The sequence below is a fragment of the Enterobacter sp. V89_11 genome (assembly GCF_029967775.1).
Classification (GTDB): Bacteria; Pseudomonadota; Gammaproteobacteria; order Enterobacterales; family Enterobacteriaceae; genus Enterobacter; species Enterobacter ludwigii.
Window position 1 is genome coordinate 321,586 of record NZ_JASCAN010000001.1, and the last position, 13,584, is coordinate 335,169.

At 52.7% G+C, this 13,584-nt stretch carries 13 protein-coding genes and 1 tRNA gene; 7 read left to right on the top strand and 7 right to left on the bottom strand.

All coding sequences use genetic code 11. The features are described 5' to 3' along the window. The first annotated feature begins 49 nt into the window (after positions 1-49). On the top strand, positions 50-601 hold the full coding sequence (gene smrB / locus QLG09_RS01405) for an endonuclease SmrB (RefSeq protein WP_014171047.1): 552 nt from the start codon (positions 50-52) through the stop codon (positions 599-601). A gap of 48 nt (positions 602-649) precedes the next feature. Here the strand turns inward: smrB and sixA are convergent, their stop codons facing one another. The 4 genes from sixA to QLG09_RS01425 all read right to left on the bottom strand — a co-directional run bounded on the left by sixA (position 650) and on the right by QLG09_RS01425 (position 5,326). Then, entirely contained in the window at positions 650-1,135 is a 486-nt protein-coding gene (gene sixA / locus QLG09_RS01410; protein WP_014171048.1) for a phosphohistidine phosphatase SixA, read from the bottom strand. A gap of 209 nt (positions 1,136-1,344) precedes the next feature. Continuing rightward, complete coding sequence (fadJ, locus tag QLG09_RS01415; RefSeq protein ID WP_020883111.1) at positions 1,345-3,492, bottom strand: fatty acid oxidation complex subunit alpha FadJ; 2,148 nt, start codon at positions 3,490-3,492, stop codon at positions 1,345-1,347. Continuing rightward, positions 3,492-4,802 (bottom strand): acetyl-CoA C-acyltransferase FadI, encoded by a 1,311-nt coding sequence (fadI, locus tag QLG09_RS01420; RefSeq protein WP_049022637.1) that lies wholly within the window; start codon positions 4,800-4,802, stop codon positions 3,492-3,494. The genes fadJ and fadI overlap by 1 nt, the downstream gene beginning before the upstream one ends. A gap of 239 nt (positions 4,803-5,041) precedes the next feature. Then, on the bottom strand, positions 5,042-5,326 hold the full coding sequence (locus QLG09_RS01425; RefSeq protein ID WP_014171053.1) for a YfcZ/YiiS family protein: 285 nt from the start codon (positions 5,324-5,326) through the stop codon (positions 5,042-5,044). A 372-nt stretch (positions 5,327-5,698) separates the two neighbouring features. On the opposite strand from QLG09_RS01425, the gene fadL reads away from it, so the two are divergent. Beyond that, positions 5,699-7,027, top strand: coding sequence for a long-chain fatty acid transporter FadL (fadL, locus tag QLG09_RS01430; protein WP_020883109.1), 1,329 nt, complete (start codon positions 5,699-5,701; stop codon positions 7,025-7,027). A 63-nt stretch (positions 7,028-7,090) separates the two neighbouring features. Here fadL and mlaA read toward each other — a convergent pair whose 3' ends face one another. After that, a complete protein-coding gene (mlaA, locus tag QLG09_RS01435; protein WP_020883108.1) occupies positions 7,091-7,843 on the bottom strand; it encodes a phospholipid-binding lipoprotein MlaA in 753 nt (250 codons plus the stop codon). A 315-nt stretch (positions 7,844-8,158) separates the two neighbouring features. On the opposite strand from mlaA, the gene QLG09_RS01440 reads away from it, so the two are divergent. Continuing rightward, on the top strand, positions 8,159-9,088 hold the full coding sequence (locus QLG09_RS01440) for a formate/nitrite transporter family protein (protein ID WP_020883107.1): 930 nt from the start codon (positions 8,159-8,161) through the stop codon (positions 9,086-9,088). A gap of 75 nt (positions 9,089-9,163) precedes the next feature. Further along, positions 9,164-9,238, top strand: a tRNA-Arg gene (locus QLG09_RS01445). Here QLG09_RS01445 and QLG09_RS01450 read toward each other — a convergent pair. Continuing rightward, on the bottom strand, positions 9,198-9,872 hold the full coding sequence (locus QLG09_RS01450) for a helix-turn-helix domain-containing protein (RefSeq protein ID WP_071843330.1): 675 nt from the start codon (positions 9,870-9,872) through the stop codon (positions 9,198-9,200). The two genes, QLG09_RS01445 and QLG09_RS01450, sit on opposite strands and share 41 nt — an antisense overlap. 174 nt (positions 9,873-10,046) lie before the next feature. Between QLG09_RS01450 and QLG09_RS01455 the strand changes: the two genes are divergently transcribed. The 3 genes from QLG09_RS01455 (at position 10,047) to ypdK (ending at position 12,153) form a co-directional block, all read left to right on the top strand. Then, positions 10,047-10,523, top strand: coding sequence for a WbuC family cupin fold metalloprotein (locus tag QLG09_RS01455; RefSeq protein ID WP_049022636.1), 477 nt, complete (start codon positions 10,047-10,049; stop codon positions 10,521-10,523). A 283-nt stretch (positions 10,524-10,806) separates the two neighbouring features. Beyond that, positions 10,807-11,727: a kdo(2)-lipid IV(A) palmitoleoyltransferase gene (lpxP, locus tag QLG09_RS01460; RefSeq protein ID WP_025203512.1), complete on the top strand. Its 921-nt coding sequence runs from the start codon at positions 10,807-10,809 to the stop codon at positions 11,725-11,727. Between the two features lie 354 nt (positions 11,728-12,081). Next, positions 12,082-12,153 carry a membrane protein YpdK gene (gene ypdK, locus QLG09_RS01465; protein WP_099458937.1) on the top strand — a complete coding sequence of 24 codons (72 nt, stop codon included), beginning with the start codon at positions 12,082-12,084 and terminating at the stop codon, positions 12,151-12,153. A gap of 52 nt (positions 12,154-12,205) precedes the next feature. Here ypdK and alaC read toward each other — a convergent pair whose 3' ends face one another. Next, a complete protein-coding gene (alaC, locus tag QLG09_RS01470) occupies positions 12,206-13,444 on the bottom strand; it encodes an alanine transaminase (protein WP_025203511.1) in 1,239 nt (412 codons plus the stop codon). Positions 13,445-13,584 lie beyond the last annotated feature (140 nt).

Below are 13,584 nucleotides of genomic sequence, written 5' to 3' on the forward strand. Positions count from 1 at the left end.
AATGCGTTTAGTCGGGTACACTGTCGGAAATACGAGATGAGAATGACCCATGAAAAAGAAAACATCCCTTAGCGAGGAGGATCAGGCGCTCTTCCGTCAGCTGATGACCGGGACGCGTCAAATCAAGCAGGACATCATTGTCCACCGTCCGATGCGCAAAAAAATCACGGAAGTCCCGGTCAAGCGATTGCTCCAGGAGCAAGCAGATAATAGCCACTATTTTTCAGATGAATTTCAGCCCCTGCTCAATACGCAGGGCGCGGTGAAGTACGTACGGGAAGATGTCAGCCACTTTGAGCTGAAAAAATTACGCCGGGGGGATTACTCGCCCGAGCTGTTTCTTGATCTGCACGGTTTGACGCAGATGCAGGCGAAGCAGGAGCTGGGAGCGTTAATTGCCGCCTGTCGTCGCGAACATGTTTTCTGCGCCTGCGTGATGCACGGCCACGGCAAACATATCCTGAAGCAACAAACACCGCTGTGGCTGGCTCAGCATCCCCACGTGATGGCGTTTCATCAGGCACCCAAAGAGTACGGCGGAGATGCCGCATTACTGGTGTTGATTGAAGTAGAAGAGTGGCAGCCGCCAGAATTACCCTGACAGGACGGCGGGAGGCATGTTCTGCTCCCCGCCATATCGCACGTCACATCAGATAGCTTTTGCCATCTTCAGATTGCACGGACTCATTTGCCAGTTGAAGACCCCTTTGCCCGTTTCGTCGAGAGCGACGTTGGCAATGGCGGAAGTCGTGAACATCGGCGGCGTCTCGCCCGGGCACAGCTCAGATACCAGATAGCCAACGAGTGGCAGGTGGGAAATGACCAGCGCGGAAGCGACACCTTCATTGCACAGCGCCTGAAGATAAGCGCTGACAAGGCCGACATCACCGCACGGGGTGAGTTCCGGGAGAACATCCACACTGGCTGGCAGGTTCATACACTCCCCCACCACTTCCAGCGTCTGTTCTGCACGCAGGAACGGACTCACCAGAACGCGTTCGATGTCCACTTTTTGACCTTTAAGCCAGGTCGCCATCAGACGAGATTCGTCGCAGCCACAGACGGTCAAAGGACGTACTGAGTCACTGGCGGCATCGAGTGCCGCGTCGCCGTGACGCATGATAAAAACTTGCATATTGCACCGCTTTTGTTAACCAGAATCACCGGCGTTGACTACCCGCGATTACCGCTCCGAGGTAGAAAACCCGATGGTCGGGCATTGTGCCTGATCCATTCGGTGAATGAAACGCTGTTTTTTACCTCAATGGCGTAAGTATAGTCAATCTCTGTTTACAAAATCGCCAAAACAGGTTCATACACTTCAGGATTTACCCTTTTTTGACCTCAACTTACGAGGACAGTTTCCCTTGAAGGCCAAAATGTCTGGCCCCGTTCCGCCATCTGCAATAATTCGTCACACGGTGTAAACCGCGGACCGTATTGCGAGGCCAGACGTTGCAGGATTGCAACCACTTCACCCGCACCGAGAGTGTCCATGTAACGGAACGGGCCGCCGAGGAACGGCGGGAAACCAATGCCAAATACCGCACCGATGTCACCATCGCGCGCGCTTTTAATCACCTGCTCACCAAAGCAGCGTGCCGCTTCATTAAGCATCATCATCACACACCGTTCAGCACACTGAACGGGTGACAGTTTTCCCTGACCGGTTGTCGGAATAAGCCCATAAACCGAAGGGTCGACCTGTTTCTTGCTTTTACGCCCTTTCGCGCCGTAAAGATAGAAACCGCGTTCATTTTTTCTGCCTTTGCGATCGTCCTTCAAAATTGCAGAAACAATGTTTGCAGGCGGGCTAAAACGATCTCCATAAGCATCTTCCAGCACAGGTATAATTTTAGTGCCGGTGTCAATTCCCACCTCATCCAAAAGTTGGATTGGGCCAACGGGGAACCCAAACTTCACCAGCGCCTCGTCGACGTGTTCGATCTTCTCCCCTTCCGTCAGCAGCCGCATCGCTTCATTTATATAAGGCGCCAGAATGCGGTTAACATAAAAGCCGGCTTTGTCCGCCACCACTATCGGTGTCTTACCCTGCATTTTGGCCAGTTTAACCACGGTAGCAACGGTTTGCGGGCTGGTGCTGGCGTGCGGGATAACCTCCACCAGCGGCATTTTTTCAACCGGACTGAAATAGTGCAGGCCAATCACCTGCTCCGGACGCTGGGCTCTGGCCGCAATATCGCCAATGGGCAATGACGAGGTGTTCGACGCAAAAATGGTATGGGGTGCGCAATGTTGCTCAACGTCAGCCACCATCTGCTGCTTAAGCGCCAGGTCTTCAAACACCGCTTCAATCACCAGATCGCGATGGGCAAAACCGCTGTAGTCTGTCGTGCCGGAGATCAGTGCCAGGGTTTTATCACGCTCATTGGCCTTGATATGGCGGCGTTTAACCTTTTGATCAAGGTTCTGCCAGCTGTACTGCAGCGCGTGATTGATTCCTTTCGCATTGATGTCTTTGATACGTACAGGCAATTTGCCTTTGCTGGCGGTAACAAAAGATATTCCGCCCCCCATCAGCCCGCCACCCAGTACGCCAATGGCATGCAGCGGGGCAGGTTGCGCCTCGCTGCCGGGGTCTTTTTTTACCTCTGTACTGGCAAAAAAGATGTTACGCAGCGCCTGAGACTGCGGCGTCATCGCCAGCTCACCAAAGGCTTTTGCTTCTGCGGCATAGCCGCTGCTGCTGCCCTGAGATAAGCCCACTTCAATAACCTCAAGGATACGTTTCGCCGCCGGGTAGTTGCCTTTGGTTTTTTGTTCGGTTTTCTTGCCCGCCATGCTGAACAGGAGTGTGCGGCCCAGTGGCCCGGCCAGCACGCGCTCACGCACCGGCAGAGGACGTTTTGCCTGCCGTCCTTTGAGCGCCAGTTCAACCGCCGCCTCAAGCAAAATGGCGTGAGGAACCACCTCGTCGACCAGGCCGGCTTTCAGCGCCTGACGCGCACGCAGTTGTTTGCCGGTTAATATCATTTCCAGCGCAGTGCTGACCCCAACCAGACGCGGCAGACGCTGCGTCCCGCCGGAGCCTGGCAGGAGGCCTAACTGCACTTCAGGCAGGCCCAGAACGGTTTTCGCATCGTCGGTACAAATGCGGCTGTGACAGGCCAACGCCAGCTCCAGCCCACCGCCCAGACAGGCACCGTGGATCGCCGCGATGACCGGGATAGACAGCGCATGGATCTCCGCCATGACCTGTTGCCCCTGACGCGCCAGCTCTTCGGCTTCCTGTGCGTTTTGCGCCCGGGCAATCATGTTGATATCGGCTCCGGCAATAAAGTTGTCCGGTTTCGCCGAGATAAACACCAGGCCGCGAATCGCTTTGTTCTCGCGGATCTGCTTTAGCATCGCGCGCACCTGAACGCCGAACTCGGCTTTCAGGGTGTTCATCTTCTCGTTGGGAACATCGATAGTAATAACGGCGACGTTATCGAGGCGTACCGTCAGATTAAATGCAGATGGCATATCCATTATTCAGCCTCCAGAACCATTGCCGCGCCCAGACCACCCGCTGCGCAGGCGGTTACGAGACCAAAACCACCGCCCCGGCGGCGTAACTCATGTAATGTCTGGGTGATCATTCTCGCCCCCGTCGCCGCAAATGGATGACCGTAGGCGATGGAACCACCCAGGACGTTAAATTTGCTCTGATCCACTTCGCCAGTGGCATGGGCTCGGCCAAGAACATCGCGCGCGAAACGTTCACTCGCCAGCAGTTGTATGTTTGCCAGGGTTTGTGCGGCAAAGGCTTCGTGCATATCAATGAGGGTTAAATCCGCGAGGGTCAGTCCCGCGCGTTCCAGCGCCAGCGGTGTGGACCACGCCGGCCCTAACAACATGTCCTGCCACACATCAATCGCCGTGAAGGCGTAGCTGCGCAGGTAGCCCAGCGGTTTTATGCCCAGCTCTTTGGCACGGGATTCCGTCATCAGGATCACCGCGGCGGCACCGTCCGTCAGCGGAGTACTGTTGGCGGCCGTGACGGTACCGTGTTTGCGGTCAAATGCCGGACGGAGCCTGGCGTAATCCGCCATCGTCGAACTGCCGCGAATATTGTTATCTTCTGACAGCGGTTCACGGTATGGCGGGATGTACGCCGTTATGACTTCATCAGCCAGTTTGCCTTCCGACCAGGCTTTCGCCGCCAGCTGATGTGAGCGATGAGCCAGCGCATCCTGCTGCTCACGGGTGATCCCGTAAGTTTTTGCCATCTGCTCGGCGGTATCGCCCATTCTCAGACCGGTGGAATACTCCGCCACTGCGGGCGGTACAGGCATAAGGTCACGCAGGCGTAAGCGTGAGAAAAGTTTGAGTTTCTGACCGACGGTACGGGCTTTGTTGGCGTCAACCAGGATCCGGGCCAGCTTTTTACTGACCCCAATCGGCAGAACCGAAGAGGAGTCCGCCCCGCCGGCGATCCCAGCGCGAATGGTACCTGCCATCAGGCTTTCAGCCACGTTAGCCACCGCCTGGAAACTGGTAGCACATGCCCGGCTGACGCTGTAAGCATCAGTGTGGACGTTCATCCCCGTACCGAGGACGATTTCGCGCGCAATATTGGGTGCTTCAGGCATCTGCACAACCTGGCCAAAAACCAGCTGCTCGATGACCTCAGGCGGAATTTCGCTGCGAGCCAGCATCTCCCCCACCACCATTTTCCCCAGATCGACAGCCGGTATGCCATGAAACGCTGTCGCCTGACGTGCAAATGGCGTACGTAATCCACTGACAATGGCAATGCGATCGCCCTGACGGGTAATAAGCGGTAACGCCTGACTCATAACCTTCCCCTGTAAAATTTTTTACTCAAACATAAAGTGGTCTGACCTGATAACAGTCTTAACCATTTTTTTACATTCAGCCAATCAGGGAAACGAAAAAGTGCGAGCTAAGGCACAGAGAAGAAAAAGAAAATGCCTCTGCGAAAATGAAATCAAAACGGTAACCCGAAGGTTACCGTTTTAGTGTGCACCCTCTACTGTGAGAGAGGGGCCAGGATGAGGGCATTACGCCGTTGAGGTTAGCGCAGACCCAACTGGAAAATCAGCGTTTCCGCCTCGCAGGCGAACACAAAGTCGATATCCAGCTTCACACCGCCGTCCACGTCAGTAAAGGTGGATTTGATTTCGCACGGATCGGATTCGACCTCACGTGCACGTTTGCTCAGCGCGGCCAGGGTTTCTTCCGCTTCGGCGCGGTTGCTGAATACACGGCTGTAAGAGGCGGTGCAATCGGAGTTGTCCATGATGGTACCAACATCCATACAGCAGCAAACCGGGGTTTCATCAGCACTGCATTTACTCATAGCTCAATTTCCTCTGTATTCGCGCAAGGCGCGAGATAAACACGATGCTGCTATTTTACGCCCCGGGGCTGGCTCTCTCCAGCCGTTAATGGCGCAAAAGCGGATAAGTGACCAATATCACACTAAAAAATGATCTAGAACAAAAATCACCCTTTCAGACGATTCGCAATGGTCACAATTTTGCCAACCAGATCTCGTTTCAAGAAACATGTTTGAAAATATTAATAAACAAACTTGCAACATTCTGGCTGGTCAGACCTATACTCTCGCCACTGGTCTGATTTGTATGTCATACCTCAGACCCTACACTTCGCGCTCCTGTTACGGTATGTAACAATTATTGAATAAAAATAACTCAATGAGGTTATGGTCATGAGCCAGAAAACCCTGTTCAAAAAGACTGCGCTGGCAGTCGCAGTGGCAATCGTCTCTACGTCCGCCTGGTCCGCGGGCTTTCAGTTAAACGAATTTTCTTCCTCTGGCCTTGGCCGTGCGTATTCCGGGGAAGGCGCAATTGCTGATGATGCGGGCAACGCGAGTCGTAACCCTGCACTGATCATGATGTTCGATCGTCCGACCTTCTCTGCTGGTGCAATCTTTGTTGATCCGGGTGTTGATATCTCGGGCCGCTCGCCAACAGGCGCCAGCCTGAAGGCAGACAACATCGCGCCAACAGCCTGGGTGCCAAACCTCCACTTCGTTGCGCCAATTAATGACCAGTTCGGCTGGGGCGCTTCCGTGACGTCTAACTACGGTCTGGCTACCGAGTTTAATAATAACTACGCCGCAGGGGCGTATGGCGGTAAAACCGACCTTGAAACCCTGAACCTGAACCTGAGCGGTGCTTACCGTCTGGACAACCACTGGAGCTTCGGCGTCGGCTTTGATGCGGTTTATGCTAAAGCGAAGATCGAGCGCTACGCGGGTGACCTGGGTAAAGTCGTTGCTGGCTCAGGCGCTCTGCCACCGATTCCGGGTCTGGCACAGCAGGTTGCAGGTATTCCGGCAGATACCCAGATTGCTTACCTTAAGGGTGACGAATGGGGCTTTGGCTGGAACGCCGGTATCCTTTATGAAATCGATAAAAATAACCGCTATGGTTTAACCTACCGTTCCGAAGTGAAAATTGACTTCGATGGCGATTATAAGAGCAGCCTGCCTTCAGCCTATAACCAGATTCTGGGTAGCTTCGGCCTGCCAATGGGCACCGACGGCCGTACCACTGGCGGTTCTCTGAGCCTGCACTTGCCAGAAATGTGGGAACTGTCGGGTTATAACAAAGTGGCGCCGCAGTGGGCGGTTCACTATAGCCTGACCTACACCAGCTGGAGCCAGTTCCAGGAGCTGAAAGCGACCAACAGCAATGGTGACACTCTCTTCTATAAAGATGAAAGCTTCCGTGATGCCTACCGTATCGCGCTGGGTACCACCTACTATATGGATGACAACTGGACATTCCGTACCGGTATTGCCTTCGATGATAGTCCGGTACCGGCTGACAAGCGTTCCATCTCCATTCCGGACCAGGACCGCTTCTGGCTGAGCGCAGGTGCAACCTATGCCTTCAATAAAGATGCTTCTATCGATGCGGGCATCTCTTACATGCACGGTCAAAAAGTTAACTTTAAGGAGGGGCCGTATGAGTTCTCTTCTGAAGGTAAAGCCTGGCTGTATGGCATGAACTTCAACTACGCGTTCTAATCGCGCAGGGATTAAAAAAGGTGAGCATGGCTCACCTTTTTTCTTTATTCCGGGTCGATATCTTTATTCCGAGTCGATATCTTTTAATTCGTTCTCGATTGCTTTCGCGTTCGGATTCTCTTCCGGCTTCAGCTTGCCGCCATTGGCAATAAAGTCGTGATTCTGGAAGTAAGCTTCGCGGACCATAATATACGGGTCAGAAGACTGACGCAGCAGACCGTCCGAATCAAGCAGTTGCGCACGTGTCTCGATCCCTTCCACCGTCCATTTTCCTACCGACAGCGGCCAGGTCAGCCACGACAGAACCGGATACAGCGTATCCACCATGTCGCCGCCGTCATCACGTACCGTGAAACTGCCGTAGAATGGCAGATGAACATACGGACCATAACCCACGCCATAATGCCCCATCGTACTGCCGAAACGGTGCGGTTGCTCACGCTGAAGTTTCGGGTTCGCCATACCGGCAACATCGATGAAGCCCCCCATCCCCAGCAATGAGTTCAGGAAGAAGCGGGTAAAGTGCACCATACCCTGATACGGATCGCCCTGCAGGAAGTAGTTCACCATCACCGCAGGTTCTTCCAGGTTACTGGTGAAGTTACTCAACCCGTTACGCGCAGGTTGTGGAACATAATCACGCCATGCAACTGCCACCGGGCGAACCACATACGGGTCCAGCACGTTGTAGTTGAAGCTGTACATTGAGCGGTTAAATCCTTCGAGAGGATCGGAGCGTCCCGTTTGCTCTCCAGAGCTGGCGCAGCCCACAAGCATCGTCGCGCCCAGCGCAAGCGCCGACAGCCGAAGTTTCATAAATATCTCCCTGTTCAGTATGGCTATCGTTGATTGCCATCCGTAACGGAGCATGGGTTGCTCCGCCTGTAAACGTGCAAGTGATTGTAACAGCACGTTTACCGATGTCTACGAGCACAATTACGGGCAGTAACCACCGTCACTCTGATCTCAGCATAGCCTGGCTTTTAGAATTCGTTTCGCTGGCAATTTTATAATGTCTTTTAATGAGATGTATCGCCTTTGTTGCCATTGCCGCCAATTTAAGAGCATCCCCACGGGCATTTCATTAAAAGCCGCTACGCTTTATAGAAAGATCATCGTGTTGGAGTGGCTATGAAAGAAGTGGGCGAAGAAAAAATTGGCGAGAGTAATGAGGAAATTGAAATTGAAAGCGAGGAAAAAGAGCGCGGTGAGGAGATAGAAATCAATGAAGATCGCCTTCCTTCCCGTGCGATGGCGATCCATGAACATATCCGACAGGATGGCGAAAAAGAGATGGAGCGTGATGCCATGGCTCTGTTTTGGTCGGCCATCGCGGCAGGCTTGTCGATGGGCGCCTCACTCCTCGCCAAGGGCATATTCCATGTGCAACTGGAAGGGGTACCCGGTGGGTTTTTACTTGAAAATCTCGGCTACACCTTTGGCTTTGTGATTGTCATTATGGCGCGCCAGCAGCTGTTTACTGAAAACACCGTTACCGCCGTTCTCCCGGTGATGCAAAACCCTACCCTCGGTAATTTCGGTTTACTGATGCGTTTATGGAGCGTGGTGCTGCTGGGGAATATCATCGGTACAGGCGTGGCGGCATGGGCATTTGAATATATGCCGATATTCGATGAGCCCACCCGGGATGCCTTCGTGAAAATCGGTATGGACGTAATGAAAAACACGCCGTTCGAAATGTTCTCAAATGCCATCATCTCCGGCTGGATAATCGCGACCATGGTGTGGATGTTTCCTTCCGCGGGCAGTGCCAAAATTGTCGTGATCATATTAATGACCTGGCTGATAGCGCTGGCTGACACCACGCACATCGTGGTCGGAACCGTTGAAATCCTCTATCTGGTCTTTAATGGTACGCTTCACTGGAGCGATTTTTTCTGGCCGTTCGCCCTGCCGACGCTGGCAGGCAATATCTGCGGCGGAACGTTTATCTTTGCACTGTTAAGCCATGCGCAAATCCGTAACGACATGTCTAATAAGCGCAAGGCCGAACAGAAAGCGCGGGAAAACGATGATAAATCTGCAAAAAAATCGACCTGAATGGTGACTCTTTGAGCAGTCAGGCGGCGATGAGCTTAACGCAAAGTGTAAATGAGGCTATACTCGTGCCGCCTTGTCCCCTTAGTTAAATGGATATAACGAGCCCCTCCTAAGGGCTAGTTGCAGGTTCGATTCCTGCAGGGGACACCATGCTCTCATCGGCGCGCCGATACACCGGCACAAGGCGAGTGGTTCCGGTAAGATTATCAAATACCTGTTTTTCCGCAGTGGTAATTCTCATTCCGGCCTTTCTCAGACGCGACACCTCAGCAGCAATCCGCTGGATCCCAAACCAGAACAGCGCATCAAGCGCGGTTACCTCCAGACCACTTAACAGAGCACGCTTCAGACGTTCCGTGGGGGGCTTAATTTCTTTGGCTATCTGCAGAAAAGGTTCCGCGGTCAATTGTGTCGCTTCCATTCGCCGTATACGTGTGGACAGATGATATTGAAAAACGTCAGGTACATCGCTCAAATCGGACTTCACGCTCCAGACACAGCCAAACCGCTTCCCGTTAAAAATGACATTCTTCTGGCTGAGCTGCAGTTCATCACGCAACCCGGCAATTAACTGAGGTGTCCGCACGAGCAGCAGGCGGAAAGGCAGCTCAAAGCTGGTAACGTAATCGACATTGGTCAGGGCAATACGCAGACGCGCCTCGGCCCCGGCCTGGATCGCCTTGCACTCGCTTAAAACGTCGGCCCACTGACGGGTAAGACGCGGAGGTTCATTCGCCTCTGTAAATCTATATTTTTCAATCTGATAATCGATTTGCTCTGTCACCCACTTTTCCCTGTCAGTCACGTTTTAGCCGCTAAAGAGAATTTAGCAGCACAGGTTATTATGCTCCAGAGGTGATGTGCAGTGATTGAACCCTCATTTATACGGGTTATGTTATTCCGTATTACAATTCCACTGCTTTACTCCACAGGCCCTCTTCTCTTTCAGGCAACCATCATGAAACAAATCACGCTCTCCGATTTGACGCAACAAAGTGAAGCGGCGGCTAACGCCCCGCGTTTACGCGCGCATCGTAACTTTCATCCTGAACTGAGCGACCCGGTTCAGCGACTGGCCATCGCGATGGAACCTGGCACCTATGTTCGCCCTCATCGTCATCCGCATACCTTTGAGCTGTTACTTCCCCTTCGCGGGCGTTTTGTCGTGCTGAATTTTGACGACCAGGGCGTCGTCACCCGTCGCGTCGTATTAGGTGAAGCGTGTATGGCGCTGGAGATGGAGGCGGGAACCTGGCATGCCGTACTGTCACTGGATCATGGCGGCGTTATTTTTGAAGTTAAACACGGTGGCTATCAACCGGTGGCTGATGAGGATTTCGTTACCTGGGCCCCCGCCGAGGGAGAGCCCAGTACAGCCGCGCTGATGGCATGGTATAAACAGGTACAGCCTGGCGATGCGGCCTGGAAAGCATAACGACTGCTTTCAAAATATCCAAACAGATGCCGTAGCGCATCTGTTCTGGTTTATAAAAACAGAAAAATCAAAGACCTTTCGAATTGCCGCTTTTTTAATCAAGAACGAGTAATAGCACATACCGTATAAAGGGTGCTACATTATACCGCCCACCCAACGTCAGCAATGGCCAGGCAACGCCGTAAAGATCGGTAAAGCCTGCAACCATGACCTTGTACTACGGTCTAACAGGTACGTGGTTACGCAATGCGTGACTTTCACCGACTTTATATAGGTTCCCATTATTTTGTCACAATCCAAATTCAAACGCGCGTTTCTGCACCCGCGTTACTGGTTCACATGGTTTGGTCTTGGCGTGCTCTGGTTACTGGTTCAGCTTCCTTATCCCGTAATCCGCATTCTGGGCTCCAGGCTTGGCAGCGCATCGCGCCACTTCCTTAAGCGTCGTGAGTCTATTGCGCGTAAAAATCTCGAACTTTGCTTTCCACAGTACAATGCGGAACAGCGCGAAAAACTGATTGCTGAAAACTTTAAATCTATCGGCATGGCTCTGCTTGAAACCGGTATGGCATGGTTCTGGTCTGATGAGCGTGTTCGTAAATGGTTTGATGTGGAAGGCCTGGATAACCTGAAACGTGCCCAGTTGCAAAACCGCGGCGTGATGGTGGTCGGCGTTCATTTTATGTCACTGGAACTGGGGGGGCGCGTCATGGGGCTTTGCCAGCCGATGATGGCAACCTACCGTCCGCACAACAGCGCTGTGATGGAATGGGTGCAGACACGTGGTCGTATGCGCTCGAATAAGGCGATGATCAGCCGTAACAACCTGCGCGGCATGGTTGGCGCACTGAAAAAAGGTGAGGCCGTCTGGTTCGCACCGGACCAGGATTATGGGCGTAAAGGCAGTAGCTTCGCTCCGTTCTTTGCAGTGAAAGATGTCGCCACGACCAATGGTACCTTTGTGATTTCACGCCTTTCCGGTGCCTCCATGTTGACCGTCACGATGGTCAGAAAAGCGGATAAATCAGGCTATCGCCTGCATATCTCCCCTGAGATGGCTAACTATCCGGAAAACGAAGGCGAAGCCGCTACGTTCATCAATAAAGTTATCGAAATGGAAATCATGCGTGCGCCTGAGCAATATCTCTGGATGCATCGCCGTTTCAAAACACGCCCTCTTGGCGAAGCCTCGCTGTATATCTAAATTCCAGAAGGTTAGTTTCGTTAAGAAACTAACCTTTTCAATGACCTGTAATCACGCTGTGTACTGTCTTTCTTTGCGTCGCTCAAAGTGAATTTATTGCGTTCTGAAATCAAACTGTCGCCGTTCCACGACACCCGTAAGTGACGGAAATTATTTAAAAAAACCCCTCTTGTCACCCCCCATTTTTAGGCGTACATTAGCGCCGTCTGGCAACAGGAAAGCACAGAATTCTGAGCGGGAGTCGGCGGTATTACGGGAAAAATCTTATTTCCGCTATAAGCCAACTTCAGCTCTCTATAATCAGGTGGACTCTGTTTTTAAATGCGTACCACAAGATACGCGGAGCGATGAAACGTGAAATATTTCTTTATGGGCATTTCGGTGATTGTTTTAGTCTGGGCCGGAACGTTTGCCCTGATGATCTAGTGAAGAACATGCAGTCAAAAAAACAGGAGCCGATGGCTCCTGTTTTTTTATGTCATGATGACGCGTGATGTTCGGTGACGCTTTTCGATGAGAGAAGTCCGTCGGCGCGGAACATACTCTTGATGCCCCTCACCGCCTGGCGGATGCGGTCACTGTTTTCAATCAGAGCAAATCGCACATGGGTGTCGCCATAATCACCAAAGCCAATGCCCGGCGAGACACATACCTTCGCATCCTGCAGCAACTTTTTGGCAAACTCCAGCGATCCCATTGCCGCATACGGCTCCGGAATTTTAGCCCAGACGTACATGGACGCTTTCGGCATGTCCACCATCCAGCCCGCTTCATGCAACCCTTTGACCAGCACATCACGGCGACGCTTATACTGCGCAGCAATCTCATGCACACACTGCTGATCGCCTTCAAGTGCTGCAATAGCCGCGACCTGAAGCGGGGTAAAGGTACCGTAGTCGTGATAACTCTTGATGCGCGCCAGGGCATTCACCAGCGTCTTGTTGCCCACCATAAAGCCGATGCGCCAGCCAGCCATGTTGTAGCTTTTCGACAGCGTAAAGAACTCAACCGCCACATCGCGTGCACCAGGAACCTGCATAATCGAAGGGGCTTTCCAGCCGTCATAGACAATATCGGCATAGGCTAAATCATGCACCACCAACACGTCGTAACGTTTGGCCAGGGCGACCACTTTTTCAAAGAAATCGAGCTCTACGCACTGCGCCGTCGGGTTCGACGGAAAACCGAGGATCATCATCTTAGGTTTCGGATAGCTTTCGCGAATCGCACGTTCCAGTTCGTTAAAGAAATCGACCCCTTCCACCAGTGGTACGGAGCGAACCTGCGCTCCGGCAATCACTGCACCATAAATGTGAATCGGGTAGCTCGGATTGGGCACCAGTACGGTATCACCATGATCCAGAGTCGCCAGCATCAGGTGCGCCAGACCTTCTTTTGAGCCGATGGTGACAATCGCCTCGCTTTCAGGGTCGATATCAACCTGGTAGCGATCCTGATACCAGCGAGAAATTGCACGACGTAATCGAGGAATACCGCGAGAGGTGGAGTAGCCGTGCGTATCCGGACGCTGAGCAACCGTACATAACTTCTCAACAATATGCGGCGGTGTTGGGCCGTCAGGGTTACCCATGCTGAAATCAATAATGTCTTCGCCGCGCCGACGCGCAGCCATTTTCAGTTCAGCAGTGATGTTGAATACATAAGGGGGGAGACGATCGATACGCGTAAAACGGCGTTCAGGACTGAATTCAGCCATAGATTCCTCAGATTAACGTTAGCGCCCGGACCGTCCGAGCGACGCTGCCACCGATGTGGCATGTTTAGAAAATAACCTGAAAAAAATCATGCTGTCGAGAGGGAAATGAAAAAAAAGAGTGCGCGCTAAAATCGGAACCC

Bases quoted from the DNA above. Each gene is read 5' to 3' on its own strand.
- smrB (WP_014171047.1), top strand. From the start codon at position 50: ATGAAAAAGAAAACATCCCTTAGCGAGGAGGATCAGGCGCTCTTCCGT.
- sixA (WP_014171048.1), bottom strand. From the start codon at position 1,135: ATGCAAGTTTTTATCATGCGTCACGGCGACGCGGCACTCGATGCCGCC.
- fadJ (WP_020883111.1), bottom strand. From the start codon at position 3,492: ATGGATATGCCATCTGCATTTAATCTGACGGTACGCCTCGATAACGTC.
- fadI (WP_049022637.1), bottom strand. From the start codon at position 4,802: ATGAGTCAGGCGTTACCGCTTATTACCCGTCAGGGCGATCGCATTGCC.
- QLG09_RS01425 (WP_014171053.1), bottom strand. From the start codon at position 5,326: ATGAGTAAATGCAGTGCTGATGAAACCCCGGTTTGCTGCTGTATGGAT.
- fadL (WP_020883109.1), top strand. From the start codon at position 5,699: ATGAGCCAGAAAACCCTGTTCAAAAAGACTGCGCTGGCAGTCGCAGTG.
- mlaA (WP_020883108.1), bottom strand. From the start codon at position 7,843: ATGAAACTTCGGCTGTCGGCGCTTGCGCTGGGCGCGACGATGCTTGTG.
- QLG09_RS01440 (WP_020883107.1), top strand. From the start codon at position 8,159: ATGAAAGAAGTGGGCGAAGAAAAAATTGGCGAGAGTAATGAGGAAATT.
- QLG09_RS01455 (WP_049022636.1), top strand. From the start codon at position 10,047: ATGAAACAAATCACGCTCTCCGATTTGACGCAACAAAGTGAAGCGGCG.
- alaC (WP_025203511.1), bottom strand. From the start codon at position 13,444: ATGGCTGAATTCAGTCCTGAACGCCGTTTTACGCGTATCGATCGTCTC.